Below are 23,068 nucleotides of genomic sequence, written 5' to 3' on the forward strand. Positions count from 1 at the left end.
TGCCTTGCGAATGGAATTCGCGGCTACACAAACGAAGTCCGCGCAGCATTTAGCAACGCTAAAGAGCGAAGGTCTCCACAGGTTTTATATCTTCAGAGTTAAGCTGATAATGCTCTCTCTTACTATGCACGTGACATAGCACAAGTCTTTTCAAGCATTCATATCTATGTATATCTATGATCGACGCTCTAATCTGAGTTAGTTCGGTAATTGGCTATAATCCTAATTAGTTATAAAATTACCCTATTGATTGCTGAATTACCCTATGCCAAAAACTAAACCATCAAAAGCAGATCCAGCGATTCTTGCTGCTGTTGCCGACTATTTCAAAGTCTTGTCAGAGATGAGTCGGCTTCAGATTCTGACTTGTTTGCGATCGGGCGCGATGAATGTGATGGAAATCTCCGAAGCAACAGGTTTAGGGCAGGCGAATTTATCAAAGCATCTCAAAGTGCTCTATCAAGCCGGAATCTTATCGCGGGAGGCGAAAGGTACAAGTGCCTACTACGAAATCGCTGATCCAATGATTTTTGAGTTCTGCGAGCTAGCGTGCGATCGCATCAGTGAACGAGTCCAACAGCAAGCAGCAAGCTTAAAGAGTTTACGGAATAAAACCTCTATTTTTTAATCTGCAATTCACTGCTTGCAACAGCCTTCCATTCCTGAATAATCAAAGGTGAAACTGAGAGACGAACCGACTCGTCTTGAAGCGTTGGGATTGAAAGTTTGAGTGGGATTTCTGCCTGCATCTGAGGGAATACAGCCTGTAAATCGTATTGCCCAACATTCGGTTCGGGATGAATTTTATCGGTAAAAATTGCTTGATCATTTGCGTGAGCAGTCAAATTTGCGCCCAAAGAATTTGTGAGCATCAAAGGCTGAGAGTGATCAATGTTGGTAATTCCCGGAAACCCCACAAGCCTGAGATCAAAACTGGTTTGACCATTGGGATAACTGCGTTGAAATGCGATCGCTTGCCAGCGATTTCCATGCTGGTCTTGCAGCAATTGTCGAGATTGGATCACACTTTGTCCCGGTGCTTCTTCTAACTGCCGAATCTCTGCCCTTGCAGGTGAACTCATCAATACTCCTAATCCTAGTGAGATCACCATTACCCAGGTACTCAGCAATGACCAGAAAAAGAATTCTCGGATGGGGGATTTCATTCAGGCTCTCCTAAAAACTCTGGCAAGAAAGCGTCCTGGTTAGAGGACGCTCGTTGATGAAGGAAGATCAGACTAACTCTGGATGGTCGGGGCTATCAGTGCTAGCGGTTGAGCTGCACCTGATGCTAAATCAAGCGGAAAATTGTGAGCATTGCGCTCGTGCATCACTTCAATCCCAACATTTGCTCGATTGAGCAAATCTGCCCAAGTCTCGATCGTTCGCCCTTGACTATCGAGAATCGAACTATTGAAGTTAAACCCATTGAGATTAAATGCCATGGTGCTAATTCCCAGAGCAGCAAACCAAATTCCCATCACTGGAAAAGCAGCAAGCACGAAGTGTAGCCAGCGCGAATTGTTGAAGCTCGCATACTGGAAGATCAATCGCCCAAAGTACCCGTGTGCAGCGATGATATTGTAGGTTTCTTCTTCTTGTCCAAACTTATAGCCATAGTTCTGAGATTCTGTTTCTGCTGTTTCGCGAATCAAAGAAGATGTCACTAACGAACCATGCATTGCGCTAAATAATGCACCTCCAAAGACCCCGATCACCCCTAGCATGTGAAACGGGTGCATAAGAATGTTATGTTCAGCCGTGAACACAATCATAAAGTTGAACGTTCCTGAAATGCCGAGCATCAAACCATCAGAAAAGCTTCCTTGTCCGATCGGGTAAATCAGGAGTACAGAAGTTGCTGCTGCGACTGGAGCAGAGAATGCAACTGGAATCCAAGGACGCATTCCTAGGCGATAGCTCAATTCCCATTGCCGCCCCATGTAGGCAAAAATCGCAATCAGGAAGTGAAAGACAATCAATTCATAAGGACCACCATTGTAGAGCCATTCATCCAATGAAGCGGCTTCCCAAATGGGATAAAAATGTAAGCCAATTGCCGCAGAAGTTGGCACAACGGTCGCTGTAATAATGTTATTTCCGTAGAGCAATGACCCAGAAACGGGTTCTCGAATGCCATCAATATCTACCGGAGGAGCCGCAATCATCGCAAGAATAAATACGATCGCGGCGGTCAGCGCAGTCGGAATCAACAACACCCCAAACCAACCAATATAAAGCCGATTCTCGGTACTCGTAATCCAATCACAGAAGCGATCCCAGAGGGGGACACGATCACGTCTTTGCAATAGCGTTGTCATGAGTTGATAAATCCGTATGGATGAGTAAAATACAAAGTAGTCTGAATAATCAGCTATCTAACTTAATAGCTAGATAGTTATAAAATGTCAAGCCCATTTCTTGATTTTTTCGAGAGTATAGTCATGCTCGAAGAAACATCGTATCTGGGGTGGGCTGTATTCCAGCACTCACAGCATAAGATGAAGAATGAAACTACGATCGAGGAAGAGTGAACGCGATGAAAGTAGATGAGCTACTCAAACGATATAACACTGGAGAACGCAACTTTCAGCGCATTGCTTTACAAGATGCTGAGCTAACCAATGCGAACTTGAGCCGAGCCGATTTTAGTCATGCAGATCTACGTCAGACGCGACTCGGCAAAATTAACTTTCATCAAGCTTGTCTGCGCGAAGCAAACTTAAGTGAAGCAATTCTTTGGGGAACTGATTTAAGTGAAGCAGATTTATATCGAGTCAGTTTACGTGAGGCTGATCTCACGGGAGCCAAGTTAGTCCACGCTCGATTAGATGAAGCCAATTTAGTGAAAGCGAGTTTATGCGGTGCAAATCTCACTCATGCCAAGCTCTCACACGCATTGTTAATTGAAGCGGATCTTCGTCCTAGTTCTGACCAACGAACGGATCTCGGATTTGCAGTGTTGAGTGGTGCAGATTTGAGCTATGCCGATTTGGGGGCTGTGGTACTTCATCATGCGGATCTAGATGGTGCGAAGCTATGTCGAGCAAATTTGAGTCGCAGATTGCTCTGGGGAGATTTGATTACGGACTTGAGTGCATCAAGTTTGCGCGGGGCTGATTTAAGTTATGCGAACTTGAGCGGCGCAAACCTATGCAATGCGAATTTGCAAGGTGCAGATCTGACGGGAACCGATTTGACCGATGCAGATTTGCAAGGCGCAATTATGCCCGATGGAAGCGTGCATGATTAGAGCCTTTCTAGCTCGTTTGATGATTTAACGCTTTGTATTAAGTTTTGAAACGGTTTTGTAGTTAGTCAGTTTAATAACCATAGAGTGATTAAAGCAACTCACTACCCCTGCTATGGCTAGAAATACTCTTTTGCAATTCAATTCTTTGACAAACTCTCTGCCCCCTGTAGACTCACGGCAGAGAGCAAAACAATTTGTCCAGAACCTACAAGATGAAATTTGTGCTGCACTAGAGCAACTAGATGGAGAAGCAAAATTTCAAGAAGACCATTGGGAACGCACCGAAGGCGGCGAGGGAAGGACTCGCGTGATTCGCGATGGGCGAGTGTTTGAACAAGGTGGCGTGAACTTTTCTGAGGTTTGGGGTGAAAGTTTGCCCCCCTCTATTCTGGCACAGCGTCCAGAGGCTGCTGGACAGCCTTTCTTCGCCACTGGAATCTCAATGGTACTGCATCCTCGCAACCCTTATGTTCCGACTGTTCACCTCAACTATCGCTACTTTGAAGCAGGTTCGATTTGGTGGTTTGGCGGCGGTGCAGATTTAACACCGTACTATCCTTTCGCAGAAGATGCTATTCACTTCCATCAAACCCTAAAAAATGCCTGCGATGCCCATCATCCGGCTTACTATCCTGCCTTCAAATTGTGGTGTGACGAGTATTTTTACTTGCGTCATCGTCAAGAGCAGCGAGGTATTGGCGGCATCTTCTTCGATTACCAGGATGGGAATGGATCGCTTTATGTCGGATCACAATCAGAGTCACTCGCTGCACAATATAGTCAGCAAGTTGATTCTGTTCCTCGGACTTGGGAAGAACTTTTTGCCTTCGTTCAAAGCTGTGGGAATGCGTTTCTTCCTGCTTACTTACCGATCGCGCAAAAACGCCAATCAATGAACTATGGCGATCGCGAACGCAATTTCCAACTTTACCGCCGAGGACGCTATGCCGAATTTAATTTGGTCTACGATCGTGGCACTGTATTCGGCTTGCAAACGAATGGACGGACTGAATCGATTCTCATGTCATTGCCACCCCTGGCTCGATGGGAATATGCCTACGAGTCGGAACCGGGTAGCCCAGAAGCTGAACTGACCGAAGTCTTTCTCAAGCCGCAAGATTGGGCAAATCAAGCACCAGAATCGACGCTGGCACAAAAGCGACTCCAAGCCCAGCAACTTCGATTTAAGTTTGCTCATCAGCTTCGGGATGTTTATCATCAGTTTTTTGATGAGCTAGCACAAGCAGACTTACCAGACGGCGAAATTGCACATCTGAGCCAGGAACTTCTGCGATCGCGTCAAGAAGGACTGAAAAATCTGATTACTGTCGATGAACTCAATCGCTATAGCAATCTCTATCCAGAAGATGTCTAAGCGCTAAGCTTAATGCAAAAGATCATGGAGTGATGAGCATTCCATGATTCTGCTGCCATTCTTTACTGGCTAGTGATGCAGTGAATTAATGAGTTCTGAACGAGCTGTTCGCTATCCAGCGATCTCAGCACTGCGACAAGCTTCAGTAACGTCATAGGAATGGCTCTAATTGACTGATAGTGTGGTTGAGGAAGAACGTTATGTCATCTGAATCTTTATCGTCAAGGTCTAATCCGCCTTTGAATTGGGGAACCGTCGCATTTTTTGCACTGATTCATGCCCTTGCACTGCTAGCGCCTTGGTTCTTTTCATGGTCAGCTTTGGGGACAATGCTAGTGCTTCATTGGTTCTTTGGCAGCATTGGGATTTGTCTGGGGTATCATCGCTTATTGAGCCATCGAAGTTTTCAAGTTCCGAAAGGGTTGGAATATGCGATCGCACTGATTGGTGCTTTAGCTTTACAAGGCGGACCAATTTTTTGGGTAGCTGGGCATCGCTTACATCATGCTCATACAGAAGATGAAGAGAAAGATCCTTACTCTGCTCGGCGAGGCTTCTGGTGGAGCCATATGCTGTGGATCTTCTATCCTCATGCTGAGTTTTTTGACTATGAGCAATATAAACGCTTTGCGCCAGATCTCGCGCGCGATCCATTCTATCGCTGGTTGAATCGTTACTTTGTTCTCCTACAGTTTCCGCTCGGACTCTTGCTCTATATGATTGGCGGTTGGTCGTTCGTGATTTATGGCATGTTTGTCAGAGCGGTGCTGCTCTGGCATAGTACTTGGTTTATTAATTCTGTGACGCATGTTTGGGGATATCGATCGTTTGACATTCCCGATGGCTCTCGAAATTTATGGTGGGCAGCAATTCTGACCTATGGTGAAGGGTGGCATAACAATCATCATGCTTATCCTCATGTAGCGAAAGCAGGATGGCGCTGGTGGGAAATCGATGTAACGTGGTGGGCAATTTGGCTGCTTAGACAGGTTGGGTTAGCTCAAAAAGTTATCCTGCCCCCTTAGCTGCGGGAAATTCTTCCTCACAGGCTCCTTATGTCCCTCTTCTGTTCCTCTGGGAATGAAAAAATTGACGAAAATTAAATAGGTCTGCCGAGTCTGACTTTCGGGGGTGAGTTCTTACACGGATAGGGTTAGGCTATAGGTTCAGCCCATCGCGCCCTTTGATGCCTTGATTGATTGTCGATTTCAAGTCAGAATCAGTCAAAAAGATTAAGTAACCCGAAAGAATTGCCTTAACTAAAAACGCTACAACATCGGATGGATGTGAATCGGAAGTATTAAGAAGTGTTTTGATTGCGGGGCGTATGACAACAGGTAGACGCTTTTCGTAGTGAGAACCCATACACTCAAACTTTACAAAAGCCGAAGAAAGCGACATAAGAGGACTAGGAGGTTTGCGATGGTACAACCGATAGACGTTCAGCAACTACAGCAGCGGTATGAAAGTGGCGATCGCGACTTTAGTAACGTAGATCTCGCAGAAGCAGATTTATCAGGGGTGAATCTCAGTAATGCCGTGTTCGCAGGTGCTAACTTAGAAGGCGCGAGCCTAAGAAACGCGACCTTGATCAATGCTGACTTCAGCAGCACCGACCTGAGTGGGGCAGACCTAGCGGGAGCCGATTTGACAGGGGCAAATCTCAGCAATGCCATGCTAGGAGGCACGATTTTAGAAGGCGCATTGCTCGATCGTGCGGATTTGAGCAATGCCGATCTCGAAGTAGCAAATCTCATTCAAGCGACCTTAACCCAGGCAGATCTCAATCAAGCCATACTGAGTGGTGCAAACTTAGAGGCTGCGGATTTGAGTGAAGCAGACCTCGCCAATGCTGAACTAGAGCAAGCAAATCTAACAGATGCTTCTCTAGAGAATGCTAACCTGAGCGGCGCAGATCTCAAAGACACGACGCTCAAGGGCACGATGCTAGAAGGCGATGATCCTAGCCTCGCAACCTGAATGCAATTGTGATTTCAATGTGCTCTCTCTATCAGTTCTCGAAATGAGAATTCTTGAGGTAAGCCCTTGGGAGAAAGAGTGGCTTACCTCGGAGGATGAGTGATGCTTAGAAGCCCCTCGCAGCGCTTTTCGCCGAAACCGCACGAAGATCATAGCGATCGAGGTTCATCACCTTGTTCCACGCTGCCACGAAGTCCTGCACAAATTTCGGTTGCGAGTCCTCCGCGCCATAGACTTCTGCAAGCGCGCGAAGCTGAGAATTTGACCCAAAGATAAGGTCAACGCGGGTCGCAGTCCATTTGGGTTCACCCGTTTTGCGATCGCTCCCCTCGAACTCATACTCATCTTCAGAAGTCGCCTTCCATGTCGTGCCTAAGTCGAGCAGGTTGACGAAGAAGTCATTAGTCAACGTCTCGGGTCGATGGGTGAAGACACCCTGTTTGGCTCCTCCAAAGTTCGCCCCCAAGACGCGCAAGCCGCCCAAGAGAGCCGTCATCTGAGGGGCTGATAGAGACAACAATTGTGCTCGATCGACCAGCAACTCTTCGGGCGATTCGCTGTGGTTGCCGCTAGAGTAGTTGCGAAACCCGTCTGCCGTTGGCTCGAGCACAGCGAAGGACTCGACATCTGTTTTCTCTTGCACCGCATCCGTGCGTCCCGGCTGGAAGGGAACCGTTACGTCGTGACCCGCATTTTTTGCAGCTTGTTCAATGCCTGCACATCCGCCCAGAACGATCAAGTCAGCAAGCGAAACCCGCTTGCCGCCAGACTGCGAGGTGTTGAACTCCCGTTGGATCGCTTCTAACGTTTGGATTACTGTTGCCAATTGGGCGGGTTCATTGACTTCCCAATCCTTCTGCGGCGCGAGACGAATGCGCCCTCCGTTCGCTCCACCCCGCATATCAGAGCAGCGAAACGTTGATGCTGATGCCCAAGCCGTTGAAACCAGTTGGGAAACAGATAGTCCCGAAGCCAGAATCTTGCCTTTGAGAGTGGCAATGTCCGACTCATTGATCAATTCATGGTCAACTGTGGGAATGGGATCTTGCCACAAGAATTCTTCCTCAGGAACTTCTGAACCGAGATAACGCGATCGTGGTCCCATGTCGCGGTGTGTCAACTTGAACCATGCTTTGGCGAACGCATCTGCAAACTCATTCGGGTTCTCATAGTAACGCCGTGAAATCGGCTCATAGGTAGGATCCATCCTCATTGCCATGTCGGCTGTGGTCATCATGGGAGCATGCCGTTTTGATGGATCATGTGCATCCGGCACTGTATTTGCACCAGCACCATTCTTAGGCACCCATTGATGCGCGCCAGCAGGACTCTTTGTCAGCTCCCACTCATAGTTAAATAGGTTCTCAAAGTAGTTGTTGTCCCACTGAGTCGGATGAGTAGTCCATGCACCTTCGATCCCACTGGTGATTGCATCGACACCGATACCTGTGTTGAAGGTGCTCTTCCAGCCCAGTCCCTGATCGATGATAGTCGCACCTCCAGGTTCAGCACCAACATGCGATGGATCGCCCGCACCGTGACATTTGCCAAAGGTATGTCCGCCCGCCACCAGCGCGACTGTCTCTGCATCATTCATCGCCATCCGACCAAAGGTCTCGCGAATATCGCGACCTGAACCCACTGGATCAGGCTCGCCGTCTGGTCCTTCCGGGTTCACATAGATCAGACCCATCTGAACAGCGGCAAGGGGATTCAGCAGAACTCGATCGTCTTGGTAACGCTCATTGCCGAGCCAAGCTTTCTCAGACCCCCAGTAGATGTCTTCCTCGGGCTGCCAGACATCCACGCGCCCGCCAGCAAAGCCCAACGTTTTGAAGCCCATCGACTCCAGAGCGCAGTTGCCCGCAAAGACCATGAGATCAGCCCACGAGATTTTCTTGCCATATTTCTGCTTAATCGGCCAAAGCAACATGCGCGCCTTATCGAGGTTGGCGTTATCTGGCCAACTATTGAGCGGCTCAAAGCGCTGACTACCCGAGCCTGCGCCACCCCGACCATCGCCAATCCGATACGTACCTGCGCTGTGCCAAGCCATTCGGATGAAGAGCGGCCCATAATGACCGTAATCGGCTGGCCACCAGTCCTGAGAGGTCGTCATTAGCTCGTAGATATCTGCTCTAAGGGCAGCTAAATCAAGGCTCTTGAACTCCTCCGCGTAGTTGAATTCCTCACCCATAGGATTTGCCTGGGGGGGATGCTGATGGAGGATGCTCAGATTCAAATAATTCGGCCACCACTCTCGGTTTGTCGGTACATGACGAGGTTGAAGTTTCTGACCTCGACCCATAAATGGGCATCCACTTTCGCTGCTCATAGGGTTTTCCTTCTGAGGTGTGTGAATAGATTTTTTTGATGAATTGCCAGTGTTGTAGACAAATAGCACAGATGTAATTACTGGGATAATAGATGAGAAATATAATTGGAGAAGAATATAATTAACGTCATGATTCGAGACGATAGATAGTAATTTGAAGCCATTGTTTACATGAATAGCTAAAGAGCTAGCCTACCTGTGCTTTAGTTGCGCGCAGATACTACTCCGTTAAGTAGCGTGAAGACTTTCTACAATAGGAATAGAACTAAAGCGCGAGCAGAACATGACCTTCAAAGATGCAAAGAAGTTTGAAGATGGGACGATTCGGTATTACGTCTCTAATGCTTCTATCTCAACTTTTTGCCGCAACTCTTGGCTTGGGCACATCAAAAATGGACGATCGAGCAAGCTTATCAGCAACTGAAGGAAGAACTAGGGCTGGATCACTTTGCAGGGCGATCTTGGAGAAGGTTGAATCATCTAGTCCTGTGCTTCATGGCATATTGTTTTTTCAGCTTCGACGACGCACAAAAAGGCGATATTGACGCTTCATCAGTTCTTCCTCAACATACAAGCCGAAAATTTCATGGGTCAAGGCGCAGGGATTTACGCAAGAGGGCTATTTTTCTCCGCCTTAACACGCGCAGCATAGGCAGCGATGCGATCGACTAGCCCCGGCGCGATGAGTTTTACCCACGGAATTGCTTTGCCTTTCAAGGTCATCAAATGCTCTCGTTTCCGTTTTTCCATTGCACCCACAATTTGCCGCACACATTCCTCTACAGACATTGTGCCTTGTTCTTCATCGCGAGGACTCTGCCCTAGTAGTTGCCCCTTCCCATCGAAAGCACGTTCTCGAATGTCAGTTGCAACAAATCCCGGAGATACTACTAATACATCGACACCACTCCCTTGCAGTTCAATTCGGAGTGTATCGAAAAAACCTTGCATTGCATGTTTACTCGCCACATATCCTGTGCGTGTCGGAACTCCCGTTTTACCGCAAAGAGAAGAGATCGCAACTAAAAGCCCTTGACTGTGTTTGAGATGAGGTAAAGCAGAATGCGTACAATACACAGCTCCTAGATAGTTCACTCGCATAATCTGATCAAAAGTTGTCAGATCCGTGACTTCCTCAAACCGACAAATCATCGAGATGCCAGCATTGTTAATCAGACAATCAATCTGTCCAAATCTTGCGATCGCAGATTCAATCAGTTTTTGACAGGCTTCAGGGTAAGTCACATCTGTCGGGACTGCAATTGCTTGTCCTCCCTGTGCGATACACAACGCAACTGTTTCTTCTAAAGCGGTCGAATTTCGAGCAGCGAGCACTAAATTTGCGCCCTTTTGAGCGAGCACGATCGCGAGATTTTTCCCAATACCAGCCGATGCTCCTGTCAGAATGATCGTTTTATTCTGAAAATTCATGGCTTACATCCCAAAATCGTGCGATGTCGAGGATCACTTGCAACCGTTGTAACTTGCTCAAAGCCAACAGACTCTAGAGCCGTTTCAACATTAAACGTATAGTAGTCATCTGACCAAGGCTCCGTACTTTTCATCAGCGTGAAGAGTACGGGCGGTAGGTTCTGAATCACTGGCGACTGGGGATTGTTATCGACAATCCCCAGATGCCCGCCCGGACGCAGTAATCGCAGTGCTTCTTGAAAAATCGCGATCGTCGCATATCGCGGCAACTCATGCAGCACAAACTGGATCGTGATCAAATCCAATGAGCAATCGGGCAACTCGGTTGCTTCAGCATTGGCATGAATCCATTGACTGATCTCGCGATCGCCATCCCGATACTGAGCGACTGCCAGCATATAAGGGGATAAATCTAGCCCAACCGTGCGAACTTGCTGCTGCTGCCGATTCTGATAGAACCGATGTAGAGCTATAGTAGACAGTCCAATCGAGCAACCGATGTCGAGAATGTCTTGCACAGGCTGTTGAATATTTTGAGCAAGTACCTGATGGAAGCTCCCCCGCAGTCGAGCTTGAGCTTCCTCCCACGTCAGCGGTTCATCCTTCCAGACTCGGAGTGCCATCGCATGAGTCGCAGGTTCTGCCTCAAACGCAGCTTGCCAGCATAGATTCCCGTGCTCGTAAGCATGAAATGGCACTTGGTAATAATCGGGATAGCTGACTTTCTGATTGGTAAGCTGAGCAGCAGAATGTTCAATTTCAGCCGTCGCCAATTCTTCAACTCGTTTCCGCCAAGGCACACCATTTCGCTCAGCCGTTTTAATTAGGACTTGACGCGCCTGCTGTTTCATCACCGCGTAAACAGGCTGAGTCTGAATCAACAAATTGACACAGCGCGAGAGAAAATCATCGCCAGCCCAGGCAGGCTTACTTTGGAGAGTCATGGTCTTCGAGGTCGTAACGTCTACTCTCAATTAAACCGCAAAGCGCGATGCTGCAATATTAAGCCTCACAAACGAGCTTCAGATCCGGAGTGTCTACGGTCACAAAACGTTTACGGAGTTTATGAATTGCCGCGATCGCATGTTGATGTTTCGCCTGATCGCCTTGTACCGAAAACAACCAAGCGGCCTCTTTCAAATCCCGAATCGCTCCAGTTTTATCACTCACTTTACTGCGAGCTAGCCCTCGATGAAAGTAAGCCACAGCATTCATTGCATCAATACAAATCATGGCAGTAAAATCATCGATCGCACCGAGCGTATTCTCAAATTTCATCCGTGCCAAGCCTCTTTGAAAATAGGCATTCAGACAAGCTGGATCGACTTGAATGGCATAGCTAAAATCATCGATCGCGTTATTTTTCTCACCCATCTGTGCCCAAATGACACCCCGATTACAGTAAGCAATGCAGTTGCCCGAATGACTAATCACAGCCCGATTCAAATCTGCGATCGCTTCTGCGTAATTCCCCAATTCAAACTTAATCAGCGCCCGATTGTTATAAGCAATGTAATGGTTTGAATCGAGTTCAACGACTTTAGAATAGTCTTCGATCGCACCTTGAAAATCGCCCATCTCATACCGGGTGATCGCTCGATTCAAATGCGACGTTACATCTTTCGCATCGAGCATCGGCTTGTTAAAGCGATCGACTAATCCCTGAATCACCGTTTGATTTTCAGTCCGAATGCCAAATGCAACTTCAGGAAAGGCAACGCTAGCGGTCGGAATTGGTTGAATTCCAACCACGCCATAGCTGGAATCACAAACCAGGAAATTTTCATTCGTGCCTAAAATCTTAAAATGAAATTGCTCAGAATACTCGCGCTTGAGTTGGGTAAGCTGTTGCAGAATTTGCTTAATATAGCTCTTGGAGGTTGAAGGAGCTTCGCGATCGGAGATCAGTTTTGCTTGTTGCATCGCTTGCCGATCTCCCAAATGTCCCCAACCAATATCAAGCTGTCCTCCCCGATTGAGAAAGTCTTGAAAGCTTTGCATCAGTTCTGCATCTAGCGTTGCCTGGTCGGGGTAAGGGAATACCACAATCACACGAGACTGAGCCGAACTTAATGCTTCTTGTAGCACAGCGCGAGTATTTGCAAACGGATCAGATTGTGCCTGAGATAGGTTAAACATCAATTCATACTCAGATTTTGGCGTATTCACCAGGTCTGAAAGCTGAGCTTCAGTGACTTCTAAACGAGAAGTGAGATACTTCATCTGATTTTGCAATGCTTTTGCATCCAACATTTCAGGCAAACGACCCATCCATTCAGCAAGCTGTTTCTGTTGGCGATCGAGACTGCGGGTATGCTGCTGAACGCTTTCAAATTGCTCTTGCAAATGGCTCAAATGCCCATTGAGCATGGTTTCCATTTCGGTATGCATATCTTTGAGATTTGCACTTTCTTCTAACCGCGCTTCGAGTTGAGCGACGGTATTCTGCAACTGCTCAAGATTGATATTGCTCCCAGGCGAAGCCGGATGTCCGGTTGTCATCCAAGACGATAAAGTTTCCATCTGCTTTCGCATAATGGTATTTACCGATCGCATCGGAACGACTGTTTGCTCTAAAGCTTGATGTTGATGGCGGATTTTTTCAATTTCTGCCATCAGCTTTGCCATATCTCGCCGAGATACCAAATCTCCAACAATTTTGACGAGTCCATCTACTTCTTGCTTTAAAGCAGTCGCATCAAAAGGCGAGGGCAAGCTATTCAACCGCCGATGAATTTGATGAATTTCATCTTGCATCAGCCGCGGAATTACTTGCTTCTGACTGGTCGAAACCTCGCTGAGTTTCGACGCTAATTGCTCCACTTCGGTGCGTAATTCGGCAATCTCACTTTCGGCACTTTCGACGCGATTTGTGGTCACTAACCGATTCAAATACTGCGAAACGGTTGCCATCGATTCTGCTAGCTGAGAGTACTTCGTCTTCAGGTACTCTAATTCTTTTTCAAGCTGTTCATGATCCCGACTTTCGATCGCGCTCAATCGGCTGGAGACATTGTGCTGTAATTGAGCGATCGCGTTATCGTGCCGCTGCTGAATTGTTTTGCGAACGCTGGCGAGATCAACAAAGGTGGGCAGTGTTCGCACTTGCTGATCTAAAGCTTTGATATCATCGGAGAAGCGCTGGTCAAGATGAGCAATGTTACGATTTGCCGCGTTTAGGGTTTCTTTATCAAGACGACGGCGATTTGCAACGTTCAAAAGTAACAGAAAAGACACGGGAGCAGCAGTGAACGCTAATTGTTGAGATGCGATCGATGCGATCGCTCCAACTCCTGAGCCAACTAACGTTAAGGATTCAGCTAGGTTCAACCATTTTCCGTTCTTCATTGTTTTCGCCCCTGAACAAATCACTGAGTAATTAAAAGCACATCTTGATATTGTTCTCTACAGTCGCATCTTCGACGAATCAGGAAATTGATTACAAAATTCTTATGGCACTTAAGGCTCTAATTTTTGACGTGGACGGAACGCTGGCTGACACCGAACGGGATGGACATCGCATTGCGTTCAATCGTGCCTTCGCGGATTTTGGCTTGGATTGGAATTGGTCGATCGACCTGTATCACGATCTGCTCGAAGTTGCAGGAGGCAAAGAGCGCATTCAGCATTATGTGAAAACGTATGATGTGAAAACTTTTGGTGCAAAATCTCCTGAAACGGATCTAAAAGCGTTTGCGGCACAGCTTCATGCGGCGAAGACTGGGCATTATCAAACCCTAGTCAAAGAAGGGTTGATTCCATTACGTCCCGGTGTCCAGCGCTTGATTCAAGAGGCAAAAGACGCAGGCGTGAGATTAGCGATCGCGACAACGAGCCAATTTGAGAATGTGATTGCCCTGCTCGAAACAACGCTTGCGCCCGATAGCCCGAATTGGTTTGAAGTGATTGCAGCAGGAGACATTGTGCCTCAGAAGAAGCCTGCACCCGATATTTATCTGTATGCGTTGGAGCAATTAAATTTAGAGCCTGAAGACTGTATTGCGATCGAAGATTCCTATCCAGGACTGCAAGCTGCCCTGCAAGCCAATCTCAAAACGGTGATCACAATGAACGATTACACCCGCCAACACGATTTTTCTGGGGCTGCGCTCGTCGTTGATCAATTGGGAGAACCGGATCAGCCTTGTTCTCTCATTTCTGGAAGCGTGGACAAGTTCTCCTACTTATCTCTAAAGACTCTCCAAGCGATTTAGCACTCCAACGGATTGAAGCAGTGGGAGTGCTAAATCGCTGGTTGCTTTTACCAGTTTCGCCAGCCGCCGATCGCGGGTTTTTCTGACCGTTCACTGATTAACTTCTGATACTCTTGCGAACTCGCCCAGCGATCGATTTCCCGTGCTCGCAAAACTGGAACCGGATGCGATAGTTGCGCCGTCTGCAACTGCTTTAACATCTCTCCAATCTCCGTCTTGCTCACCTCGTCGTAAGCCCGCGCTTGAGCGATAAAGGCATCGAGATTCAACTGACTCGCCAACTTGGGCGATCCTCCCGTCAGCTTCATCATCACCGACATCGTAATTCTCGGATCTTGAGTCGCAAGCAAGGCTGCACGATCGCAAGTAAACTCCGCACAGCGCACCCAATTCATAATCTGCGCTTGCAATCCTTGGGTCAAAACGCCTCCCATCGGCAACTGACCTGCCGCCAAAATCAGCAGATTTGCCAACGTCAAATAAACGCTGTGATCGCACTTCAAATGCCCTAATTCATGTGCGATCACGGCTTGAATCTCTTCAAGTGTGAGCAGATCAATCAGCGATGTGTGCATCACAATAAACGGTTGCTTCCCTCTCATCGCGAAGGTATAAGCATTCGGTACAGGATGTTGACGCACATAAAGCTGCGGCACGTCTAAATCTAAAACTTTACAAGCTTCAACCAAAAGCTGGTGCAACTCAGGGAGTTGCTGCTCGCTCACCAAAATGCTGGAGGCAATATTTTCAAGATAAAAAAATTGTTCCGCCACATTCCCCAACAGAGCGCGAATTGCCAGATCCAATCCGGGCAACTGTTTCAACGCTTGGGTCGCCTCTAAATCTAGAGGGTGACGGAACTGATCAGCTTTTAGCCCAATCAGGGCTGACTTTGAGAATGACATGTTCAGGCGTACAGAATCTCTCAAAGCCAGTATAACGAAAACGCCTGAACTTAGAGGGCAGCTTTCATCGGAGCGCTGACAACTGAGGTATCGAGCGCACGCTGGATTTTTGCACCCAGTCCTCGCAGTTTCGCCTCAATGTTGTCATACCCACGATCGAGGTGATTCAACCCTTTTACAGTCGTCATGCCATTCGCTGCCAAGCCCGCAATCACTAAGGCGGCAGAAGCTCTCAGATCTGTACCTTGGACAGGCGCACCAGACAGTTGAGGCACACCGCGCACGATCGCAATATTGCCTTTTAAGCGAATATCTGCGCCCATGCGATTCAGTTCTGCCACATGCTGAAGCCGATTCTCAAACAGCGTCTCTGTAATCATGCTGTCTCCCTCGGCTAAGGTCAGCAATGACATAAACGGAGCTTGCAGATCTGTAGGAAATCCAGGGAAAGGCAAGGTTTCAATATCCGTACCCCGGAAAGTTTTGGCAGGCAACACTCGAACACAATCGGGAGCATCAATTGCCACATGAATTCCGATTTCGCTGAGTTTCGCGATCGCTGCACTCAAATGATCCGGCACAACAGGAGATAAGCTAATTTCCGATCGCGTAATTGCACCCGCCATCAAAAACGTTCCCGCTTCAATCCGATCCGGGACAACCGAATAATCAATTTCGTGCAATTTGGGAACGCCGTTGATCACAATCCGATTAGTTCCTGCACCTTGAATCTTTGCACCCATCGCATTACAGAAATTCGCCAAATCGACGACTTCCGGCTCTTGAGCGGCATTTTCAATAATTGTTTCGCCTTCTGCTAAGGTCGCTGCCATCATGATATTCTCGGTTGCACCCACGCTTGGGAAATCGAGATAAATCCGTGCGCCTGTCAAGCGTTTGCGATTTCCACGCACGTACGCATTGACAACCCCATGTTCGATGATGACTTCTGCACCTAGGGCTTGTAAGCCTTTTACGTGCAAATCAACGGGACGATCGCCGATCGAGCATCCACCCGGCAACGGCACTTGAGCAACGCCTAAACGCGCCAGCAAGGGACCAATGACAAAGAAGCTTGCCCGGAGTTTGCTAACGATTTCGTAAGGCGCTTTGGATTGGTTAATATCAGAGGCATCCAAATCAAGAATGCCAGCTTCTTGATCGTGGAGTACTTTAACGCCCAAGGCTGACAAGATCTCGCCAATGCGAGTGATATCGAGCAGCGAAGGGACATTTCGTAACCGACAAGTTCCTGAGCAAAGAATCGACCCAGCCATGAGGACAAGGGCGGAATTTTTAGCCCCGCTGATCTTGACGTGTCCACTCAGGGGTTGTTGTCCCCAAATGTGTAGTACAGAGTGACTTTCTTCAGGTGAAGAATCTTGAGACAAATTGGGCGCGAGAGTAATGGGTCTGTCCTCCTGGGTCGGCATGTTGAAATTTACGCTAAGATTTGGGACTTCAAAGTTGGTTTAGATTCTACCGGAAAGCAGGAAATTGTCCAGCATCACTCTGCACTGCCCGGCATTCCACGTCGCCCGTTTTGCGTAAACTCAGAAAAAATCAATTTCCAAAAAGATTGACAATTTCAATGCAATCCACGATACTTGGAGATCGCGACCGATAAATGCGGGACTGGCGGAATTGGTAGACGCGCTAGATTCAGGTTCTAGTGTTCGCAAGGACTTCCGGGTTCAAGTCCCGGGTTCCGCATCTAAGATAAGTGGGCTGCTCTCTTCGGAGGCAGCCCACTTTTGATATCATCCCAAGAATTTAATCTCCGGCAAATTACGGGAAATTGATCAATATATACTTATCAATTCACTGGAGTCTATGGATGAAATTTAATCGATCGAGCAGTCTATAACTGCCCCGAAATCGGTTGACAGGTATTACTTCCCATCGGCGATCGTACGGGAATCGGCTCGTCTCGTTGCAAGATCTGATTATCTGTCCCTAAAGCCCGGACATCGCAGATACCCGTTGCTCCAGATCCGACCAGCAGTAGCATTCCATTCGTGCCTGTATCTCGGAGAACCTTACCGTTATCAAAGACAACCTCGACGGCTGCAACATCGGGAGAAAAAATTTCACCATAGAACACCGTATGGCGCTCTTTAACGTTGGGATGAGTCCGTCCGACGTGGTATCGAATCAGTTTTTGCTGTTTTCCAGCAGTGGGTTTGTCAGGATTCTGATTGAAGGAACTGCCTGTCGATTTTAGGCTCCATTCCATGCCATTGCGTTTGACCACTCGATAACTGAGGGCAGGCTGAACTGAAGCTTCTTTTTGCAACGATTTGGCTTCACTCGGACAATTTCCACGCGACAAAGCTACAATGCCTTTTTCCCATTTTCGCACCGTCAAGACCTGAAAATCCTTTGCTTCAGCTTTGGATGAGCCAGGACAACTAAATGGGCGACGTAGCATTTCTTCAGGCGTTGCAGCCACGATCGAGACTGTGTATCCAACGGTTCCAAGACAAATCAGACCCACTATGCCCATCAGCCAGCGACGATTCATGTTCTTCGGTTCCTTGCGGTGACAAAAAGTTGATGAATTTCCTTTCGATAGTTTGCACTGTTTCTAAATGTTCAGACTCCCCCTACAGCGGGGTTTTTCAGCATGGTTACACTGTAGCTGCTAAAAGTTGATTTGCACGATCAATATTTTCTCGAATCGATTTTGCTGAAGTATGAAGTGCTGTTAACTCAGACTCTGTGAGATTGAGTTCGATGATTTTCTCGATGCCACCGCATCCTAATCGGCAAGGAACCCCAATGAAGACCTCGTTCAGTCCATATTCTCCTTGAAGGTACGCGGCGATCGGTAACAGGCGAGATTTGTTGTACAAAATTGCTTCAACCATCGCACAAGCTGAAGATGCAGGTGCGTAGAATGCGCTTCCGGTCTGCATTAACTCAACGATTTCTGCACCGCCATTACGGGTGCGTTCGATGAGTTTGTCGATCGTGGTTTCGGGTAAAAGTTCTGTAATTGGAATTCCATTGACAGTCGAATATCGAGGCAATGGAACCATGAGATCGCCATGCCCGCCTAGGACGGTGGCATTAATGTCTGACACTGAGACATTCAGTTCCATTGCGATAAAGGTTTGAAACCGAGCGGAATCGAGAACGCCTGCCATACCCATGACTTGATGAGGGGGCAGTTCGCTCACTGCCCAAGCGAGATGCGTCATGACATCTAGTGGGTTTGTGACGACGATGATGACGGCATGAGGAGAATGTGCGATCGCTTGTTTCACTACATCGCGCACGATTTTGGCATTGGTTAAAAGCAAATCGTCTCGGCTCATACCGGGCTTGCGCGGCAGTCCGGCTGTAATCACAATGACATCGGAATTCGCTGTGTCGAGATAGTCGTTGGTTCCAAAAATGTGGCGATCGTGCCGTTCTACCCCGCGCGCTTCCATCAAATCGAGCGCTAATCCCTGCGGACGACCCCGAACTACATCAAGTAGGACAACATCTGCTAAATTTTTCTCTGCAACTCGCTGAGCTAATGCACTCCCAACATTGCCTGAGCCAACGATCGAAACGCGGAATTGGGAGCAGGTTGGAAAAGAAGAAGACATGAAAATTGCCGCCAGTGCTTCTTGATTTCATCTTAGCGCTGTCGATCAAGAAACTAGCGGCACAATTGGAATCCTTTAAGAATCGCGCCTATTTGAAGGATTCAAGCTGGTCTTGACGCAGCCAAATATTGGGAGTGGGAACTTTGCCAAATTTGACAAAGGCATAATCGCCCTTCAAATCGACGACTTCACCCTGGGTTTCAAAGATATAGCTAGGGAAGCGCGGATCGCTTGCTTTTGCTTCGACGCTGTTTTCTAACTTCTCACGCACAACGCGTACCATCTCGCCTTTCTTAATTGGCATACCTTACCTCAGTGTTCTCTAACTGATCATTATGTTGCAAAAGCTGAATTGATTATGATGCAAGTTTGTAAGGATTTCCATAGAGAACCTTCGTATTCATCAAGTCGTTTTTTGTATAGAGCCGTCTCCCGCTTTAGGTAGACGAATTCTTACCGAGAAAATTTTTAGTTTTACGGGAGGTCATTCGCACGATCGAGGTCATGCATGAGTTCATCGAACAAGCTAGAGCCAGTCGAATCTTCTCCAGAATCTTCTCTTGAGTCACACCCGAAACGATTGCCAGTTCGCGCGATCGCGCTATTGCTAAGTTTGATCTTTTTTGGCTTTCTGGGGTATCAGGCTGAGCTTGTCTTACCGATGCGAACTCCAAATCTCAGCAGTACTTACACTCCAGTGACTCAAGCGCCGCCCAGTAGTCTCGGTTCCTACGATGTCTTGGGTCACGTGGTCAGCGCATCCGATGCGGAACAACTGCTGCAAACTGAAGCTGGAAAAGAACAACTCTCACCAGAACAAGGTGCAGTCGAGATTAATCAAGACTTGCTGACGCTCGGACGAGATAGCTTTTATCGCGAAACCTTTGGCAATGAGCGCTTTCTGACCGATGTAGTAGGAGCGTTGGATGGACCAATTAATTTAGCAAGTATTACAAAAGCGATCGTCAAACTCGCAGGACAACCCACCACGAATTTACAAGTTGCAGTTGATCGAGATGTCACTCTCGGTGGGCGAGAATTCAAAGCAGGAACCTTGTTGAATACTGGGTTAGATATTCCGGCTCGATCACTTTTACCGCTCGGAATGCGGACTGAATTATCTCAAGGTAAAGTCCGAGTTGGAATTACCTGTGCGTTTTGTCATGCAGCAGTCGATCGTCAAACAGGCAAAATTCTAGAAGGTGCGCCTAACAATGATTTGGACACGGGGCTAATTCTGGCATCTGCATCGAATTCAGCCGCGATGTTCCGACATACAGGGATCAATCCGACTCAATTGCAATTCGGCGATCGACGTTACATTGATGCCCAAGGCAACGAAGCTCAGCTACCCGATGCGAAAGCAGTAGAAGATGCGGTAGATGCAGATTTTCTCAGTTGGGCACCCGGTAACTTCGACTCAACGGGAACCATGACGAATAATCCTTCTCAAAATCCTTCGTCTTATACATTTGAGGCTTATCCTTACGGTTGGAGCGGACACTCAGCGATCGGCTGGTTTCACGGACTTACAACGCTCAATAGCAATGTTCATGCAACCAATTCTGATACGACGACTGGAGCAGATGGGAGTCAGGCATCACTTGGGATTGATAAAGAAACTTATCTCGGCATTCTGCTGCAAAATGCTTCAAATCCGAAATTTCGTCTACCCGATGGTGTGAATCCGGCTGAATTTTTCGATCAAATTGATCCAACTCCCGGCGAACCTGCAATCAATGAAGTGATTCGGATGCCTGGTTATCCGAAAGGCTCACCATTTATGTTAGATGGCTTAATGGCAAGTTCTCCAGGGTTGCCTGTAGGTCAACAACTGAATGCGATGTCTGCTTGGCAAAATACCTTAGCTCCACCTCCCTACTCTGAAGCTCAAAATTTACAGCAGTTGCAGCAAGGCGCAAAAGTCTTCGATCGAGCAGGCTGTGCAGAATGTCACAGTGGACGCACGTTTACGAATCACCACGTCATTTCGCAGCAAGAAGTCAAAACTCAGCCTTCGCGCGCGCCTGCTTTGAAAGTCTTTGCCAAAAGCTTCGTTGCACCTAAAACGTATCCCAATGGGGAATCCGTTCCCCTGCCTGAGAATCCATCTATTTTGCCTGTTCCAACGGATATTACGCCAAAGTCTGATCAACAAAGAGCGTTTGCGCTGAATGATTCATCTGGAGGGTATAAAGTTCCTAGCTTGATTGGCTTAGCAGTCACTGCTCCTTATCTGCATGATGGTGGAGTCGCAGCGAGTTCAGAAGCATTGCAGCCTGACGTGACCGGAGCTTATCAAATTACTCAAGCTGATCAAATTGGGATGGCAGGAACATTGATGCAGCATGTTTTGCCTGATCCAGCGGCAAGCTTGCGGATGTTAGTCGATCGCAATTTACGCAAACCGATGATTGAGGCAAATCGGGCAAATGCTGATTTAGTGCGATCGAACATAGATGGTAGTGGACATGAGTATTGGATTGATCAAGCTGCGGGATTCACCCCAGAGGAGCAGACTGCTGCGATTGAGTTCATGCTTTCGTTAGATGATGATCCCCAAGTCCTTCTTAACTGATGAGAATTCGATGCACCTCAAGTCAATTGGTTTAGTCCTAATCTTTCATTAGCAAGAGGAACGGTCTATTTTCGCTCGTTACAGTAAGCCTGCAAGAGTGGTTGAAACGCATCCACCGTGTCCTCGCTCTGTTTTATTCCGGGGGCGGGTGAATGCAAGGAACGATACGTTTCAAAAATCCTCTGAAATTCATCCTAATCCCGTTTCTCCTAACATTATGACTCCCAATCAAGTTACTCAAAGGAAGATTCGCTATGCTGTTGTCGGCTTGGGTTGGTTTGCTCAAGCTTCCGCACTTCCCGCTTTTGCTCATGCTGAAAATTCTGAACTCGTAGCTTTGGTTTCAGACGACCCAACAAAGCGAGAAGAAATTGCTAAACAGTATGGAGTTCAGCATACCTATGCTTATGATCAGTACGAAGACTGCCTAAACAGTGGTGAAGTGGATGCCGTCTATATCGCATTGCCCAATCATCTGCACTGTGAGTATACGGTGCGTGCTGCAAATGCAGGCATCCACGTCCTTTGTGAGAAGCCGATGGCAGTGACAGAAGACGAGTGTCAACAAATGATTGATGCGTGCGATCGCAATCAAGTCAAGCTGATGATTGCTTACCGTTTGCATCTCGAAGAAGCGAATATGCAGGCAGTCGAAATTCTCAAGTCTGGGCAAATTGGCGAACCACGCATCTTTAACTCTGTGTTTACTCAGCAAGTAAATGCGGGAAATATTCGCGTTCAGAAAGCAGTTGGTGGCGGCACGCTAGATGATATTGGCATCTACTGTATCAATGCGGCTCGCTATCTCTTTCAGGCAGATCCGATCGAGGTTTTTGCAACAGCAGCTAGTAAAGACGAACCTCGTTTTCGAGATGTTGCAGAGATGTCGAGTGCAATTTTGCGTTTCCCAGACGATCAACTCGCTTCGTTTACGGTCAGCTTTGGTGCAGCAAAAACTTCGAGTTATCAAGTGGTCGGGACAAAAGGCGATTTGCGAGTTGACCCAGGTTATTCAGGGCAAGGTGAGATTAAGCATATTTTGACGATCGACGACAAGACTCAAACTCAAACGTTTGAAGGTCACGATCAGCTTGCAGCTGAGTTTGTTTACTTCTCAGATTGCATCTTACAGAACAAAGAGCCAGAACCTTCAGGTCAAGAAGGGTTGATTGATATTCGGATCATTCAAGCGCTCTATGATTCGATTCAATCCGGTCGCTTTGTTCAGCTTCCCACCATGCAGCGAGAGTCCCGCCCTGGGCTACATCAATCGATTCAGCGCCCGCCGCTTGAGAAGCAACCTGAATTGGTCAATGCGGCTGATCCGTCGGGTCAATCTTAATTGCACAGGTTCGGAGTAGGGGGATAAGGAGCAATCTGAGTTTGGGTTCTCCTCAT

At 47.6% G+C, this 23,068-nt stretch carries 19 protein-coding genes and 1 tRNA gene; 9 read left to right on the top strand and 11 right to left on the bottom strand.

Annotation, left to right across the window (positions count from 1 at the left end; genetic code table 11):
- Positions 1-265: 265 nt before the first annotated feature.
- Complete coding sequence (locus LEPBO_RS0124970; protein ID WP_017290325.1) at positions 266-628, top strand: ArsR/SmtB family transcription factor; 363 nt, start codon at positions 266-268, stop codon at positions 626-628.
- Here the strand turns inward: LEPBO_RS0124970 and LEPBO_RS0124975 are convergent.
- Both LEPBO_RS0124975 and psbA read right to left on the bottom strand, forming a co-directional pair.
- Positions 618-1,166 (bottom strand): DUF3122 domain-containing protein, encoded by a 549-nt coding sequence (locus LEPBO_RS0124975; RefSeq protein WP_036044882.1) that lies wholly within the window; start codon positions 1,164-1,166, stop codon positions 618-620. The genes LEPBO_RS0124970 and LEPBO_RS0124975 overlap by 11 nt on opposite strands.
- A gap of 72 nt (positions 1,167-1,238) precedes the next feature.
- Complete coding sequence (gene psbA / locus LEPBO_RS0124980) at positions 1,239-2,321, bottom strand: photosystem II q(b) protein (protein WP_017290327.1); 1,083 nt, start codon at positions 2,319-2,321, stop codon at positions 1,239-1,241.
- A gap of 218 nt (positions 2,322-2,539) precedes the next feature.
- On the opposite strand from psbA, the gene hetL reads away from it, so the two are divergent.
- From hetL to LEPBO_RS0125010, 4 genes are all read left to right on the top strand, one after another.
- Entirely contained in the window at positions 2,540-3,253 is a 714-nt protein-coding gene (hetL, locus tag LEPBO_RS0124990) for a heterocyst differentiation pentapeptide repeat protein HetL (RefSeq protein ID WP_017290328.1), read from the top strand.
- Positions 3,254-3,365: 112 nt separating this feature from the next.
- On the top strand, positions 3,366-4,628 hold the full coding sequence (hemF, locus tag LEPBO_RS38205; RefSeq protein WP_017290329.1) for an oxygen-dependent coproporphyrinogen oxidase: 1,263 nt from the start codon (positions 3,366-3,368) through the stop codon (positions 4,626-4,628).
- A 200-nt stretch (positions 4,629-4,828) separates the two neighbouring features.
- On the top strand, positions 4,829-5,653 hold the full coding sequence (locus tag LEPBO_RS0125000; RefSeq protein ID WP_026148909.1) for an acyl-CoA desaturase: 825 nt from the start codon (positions 4,829-4,831) through the stop codon (positions 5,651-5,653).
- Between the two features lie 397 nt (positions 5,654-6,050).
- Entirely contained in the window at positions 6,051-6,608 is a 558-nt protein-coding gene (locus LEPBO_RS0125010) for a pentapeptide repeat-containing protein (protein ID WP_017290332.1), read from the top strand.
- A 106-nt stretch (positions 6,609-6,714) separates the two neighbouring features.
- On the opposite strand, the gene katG is transcribed toward LEPBO_RS0125010, so the two are convergent.
- From katG to LEPBO_RS38210, 4 genes are all read right to left on the bottom strand, one after another.
- The gene (katG, locus tag LEPBO_RS0125015) at positions 6,715-8,943 is read right to left on the bottom strand and encodes a catalase/peroxidase HPI (protein WP_026148910.1); all 2,229 of its coding nucleotides are present in this window, start codon (positions 8,941-8,943) and stop codon (positions 6,715-6,717) included.
- Between the two features lie 606 nt (positions 8,944-9,549).
- Positions 9,550-10,374 carry an SDR family oxidoreductase gene (locus LEPBO_RS0125020; protein WP_017290334.1) on the bottom strand — a complete coding sequence of 275 codons (825 nt, stop codon included), beginning with the start codon at positions 10,372-10,374 and terminating at the stop codon, positions 9,550-9,552.
- Positions 10,371-11,318 carry a class I SAM-dependent methyltransferase gene (locus LEPBO_RS0125025; protein WP_017290335.1) on the bottom strand — a complete coding sequence of 316 codons (948 nt, stop codon included), beginning with the start codon at positions 11,316-11,318 and terminating at the stop codon, positions 10,371-10,373. Before LEPBO_RS0125025 ends, LEPBO_RS0125020 begins: the two co-directional genes overlap by 4 nt.
- A 58-nt stretch (positions 11,319-11,376) precedes the next feature.
- Complete coding sequence (locus LEPBO_RS38210) at positions 11,377-13,722, bottom strand: tetratricopeptide repeat protein (RefSeq protein ID WP_017290336.1); 2,346 nt, start codon at positions 13,720-13,722, stop codon at positions 11,377-11,379.
- Between the two features lie 104 nt (positions 13,723-13,826).
- Here LEPBO_RS38210 and LEPBO_RS0125035 point away from each other — a divergent pair, with 104 nt between their 5' ends.
- The gene (locus LEPBO_RS0125035; RefSeq protein WP_017290337.1) at positions 13,827-14,588 is read left to right on the top strand and encodes an HAD family hydrolase; all 762 of its coding nucleotides are present in this window, start codon (positions 13,827-13,829) and stop codon (positions 14,586-14,588) included.
- A gap of 47 nt (positions 14,589-14,635) precedes the next feature.
- Here LEPBO_RS0125035 and LEPBO_RS0125040 read toward each other — a convergent pair whose 3' ends face one another.
- Together LEPBO_RS0125040 and murA are read right to left on the bottom strand one after the other, a co-directional pair.
- Positions 14,636-15,493 (bottom strand): M48 family metallopeptidase, encoded by an 858-nt coding sequence (locus LEPBO_RS0125040; RefSeq protein ID WP_017290338.1) that lies wholly within the window; start codon positions 15,491-15,493, stop codon positions 14,636-14,638.
- Positions 15,494-15,543: 50 nt separating this feature from the next.
- Positions 15,544-16,926 carry a UDP-N-acetylglucosamine 1-carboxyvinyltransferase gene (gene murA, locus LEPBO_RS0125045; protein ID WP_017290339.1) on the bottom strand — a complete coding sequence of 461 codons (1,383 nt, stop codon included), beginning with the start codon at positions 16,924-16,926 and terminating at the stop codon, positions 15,544-15,546.
- Between the two features lie 196 nt (positions 16,927-17,122).
- Here murA and LEPBO_RS0125050 point away from each other — a divergent pair.
- A tRNA-Leu gene (locus tag LEPBO_RS0125050) sits at positions 17,123-17,206 on the top strand.
- A gap of 148 nt (positions 17,207-17,354) precedes the next feature.
- Here the strand turns inward: LEPBO_RS0125050 and LEPBO_RS0125055 are convergent.
- The 3 genes from LEPBO_RS0125055 to ndhO form a co-directional block, all read right to left on the bottom strand.
- Positions 17,355-18,017 carry a hypothetical protein gene (locus LEPBO_RS0125055; RefSeq protein WP_017290340.1) on the bottom strand — a complete coding sequence of 221 codons (663 nt, stop codon included), beginning with the start codon at positions 18,015-18,017 and terminating at the stop codon, positions 17,355-17,357.
- Between the two features lie 106 nt (positions 18,018-18,123).
- A complete protein-coding gene (mdh, locus tag LEPBO_RS0125060; RefSeq protein WP_017290341.1) occupies positions 18,124-19,092 on the bottom strand; it encodes a malate dehydrogenase in 969 nt (322 codons plus the stop codon).
- A gap of 88 nt (positions 19,093-19,180) precedes the next feature.
- Positions 19,181-19,396: an NAD(P)H-quinone oxidoreductase subunit O gene (gene ndhO / locus LEPBO_RS0125065; RefSeq protein ID WP_017290342.1), complete on the bottom strand. Its 216-nt coding sequence runs from the start codon at positions 19,394-19,396 to the stop codon at positions 19,181-19,183.
- 204 nt (positions 19,397-19,600) lie between these two features.
- On the opposite strand from ndhO, the gene LEPBO_RS0125070 reads away from it, so the two are divergent.
- Positions 19,601-21,670 (top strand): hypothetical protein, encoded by a 2,070-nt coding sequence (locus tag LEPBO_RS0125070; RefSeq protein ID WP_017290343.1) that lies wholly within the window; start codon positions 19,601-19,603, stop codon positions 21,668-21,670.
- Between the two features lie 97 nt (positions 21,671-21,767).
- Entirely contained in the window at positions 21,768-23,012 is a 1,245-nt protein-coding gene (locus LEPBO_RS0125075) for a Gfo/Idh/MocA family protein (protein ID WP_263970836.1), read from the top strand.
- Positions 23,013-23,068: the final 56 nt, after the last annotated feature.

It is taken from the genome of Leptolyngbya boryana PCC 6306 (assembly GCF_000353285.1).
GTDB classification, from domain to species: domain Bacteria; phylum Cyanobacteriota; class Cyanobacteriia; order Leptolyngbyales; family Leptolyngbyaceae; genus Leptolyngbya; species Leptolyngbya boryana.

Excerpts from the sequence above, each read along its gene's own strand:
- LEPBO_RS38210 (WP_017290336.1), bottom strand. The coding sequence starts at position 13,722 with ATGAAGAACGGAAAATGGTTGAACCTAGCTGAATCCTTAACGTTAGTT.
- LEPBO_RS0125000 (WP_026148909.1), top strand. The coding sequence starts at position 4,829 with ATGTCATCTGAATCTTTATCGTCAAGGTCTAATCCGCCTTTGAATTGG.
- hemF (WP_017290329.1), top strand. The coding sequence starts at position 3,366 with ATGGCTAGAAATACTCTTTTGCAATTCAATTCTTTGACAAACTCTCTG.
- LEPBO_RS0125020 (WP_017290334.1), bottom strand. The coding sequence starts at position 10,374 with ATGAATTTTCAGAATAAAACGATCATTCTGACAGGAGCATCGGCTGGT.
- LEPBO_RS0125025 (WP_017290335.1), bottom strand. The coding sequence starts at position 11,318 with ATGACTCTCCAAAGTAAGCCTGCCTGGGCTGGCGATGATTTTCTCTCG.
- mdh (WP_017290341.1), bottom strand. The coding sequence starts at position 19,092 with ATGTCTTCTTCTTTTCCAACCTGCTCCCAATTCCGCGTTTCGATCGTT.
- LEPBO_RS0125070 (WP_017290343.1), top strand. The coding sequence starts at position 19,601 with ATGAGTTCATCGAACAAGCTAGAGCCAGTCGAATCTTCTCCAGAATCT.
- psbA (WP_017290327.1), bottom strand. The coding sequence starts at position 2,321 with ATGACAACGCTATTGCAAAGACGTGATCGTGTCCCCCTCTGGGATCGC.
- murA (WP_017290339.1), bottom strand. The coding sequence starts at position 16,926 with ATGCCGACCCAGGAGGACAGACCCATTACTCTCGCGCCCAATTTGTCT.
- LEPBO_RS0125010 (WP_017290332.1), top strand. The coding sequence starts at position 6,051 with ATGGTACAACCGATAGACGTTCAGCAACTACAGCAGCGGTATGAAAGT.
- LEPBO_RS0124975 (WP_036044882.1), bottom strand. The coding sequence starts at position 1,166 with ATGAAATCCCCCATCCGAGAATTCTTTTTCTGGTCATTGCTGAGTACC.
- LEPBO_RS0125040 (WP_017290338.1), bottom strand. The coding sequence starts at position 15,493 with ATGTCATTCTCAAAGTCAGCCCTGATTGGGCTAAAAGCTGATCAGTTC.
- LEPBO_RS0124970 (WP_017290325.1), top strand. The coding sequence starts at position 266 with ATGCCAAAAACTAAACCATCAAAAGCAGATCCAGCGATTCTTGCTGCT.
- katG (WP_026148910.1), bottom strand. The coding sequence starts at position 8,943 with ATGAGCAGCGAAAGTGGATGCCCATTTATGGGTCGAGGTCAGAAACTT.
- hetL (WP_017290328.1), top strand. The coding sequence starts at position 2,540 with ATGAAAGTAGATGAGCTACTCAAACGATATAACACTGGAGAACGCAAC.
- LEPBO_RS0125055 (WP_017290340.1), bottom strand. The coding sequence starts at position 18,017 with ATGAATCGTCGCTGGCTGATGGGCATAGTGGGTCTGATTTGTCTTGGA.
- LEPBO_RS0125035 (WP_017290337.1), top strand. The coding sequence starts at position 13,827 with ATGGCACTTAAGGCTCTAATTTTTGACGTGGACGGAACGCTGGCTGAC.
- ndhO (WP_017290342.1), bottom strand. The coding sequence starts at position 19,396 with ATGCCAATTAAGAAAGGCGAGATGGTACGCGTTGTGCGTGAGAAGTTA.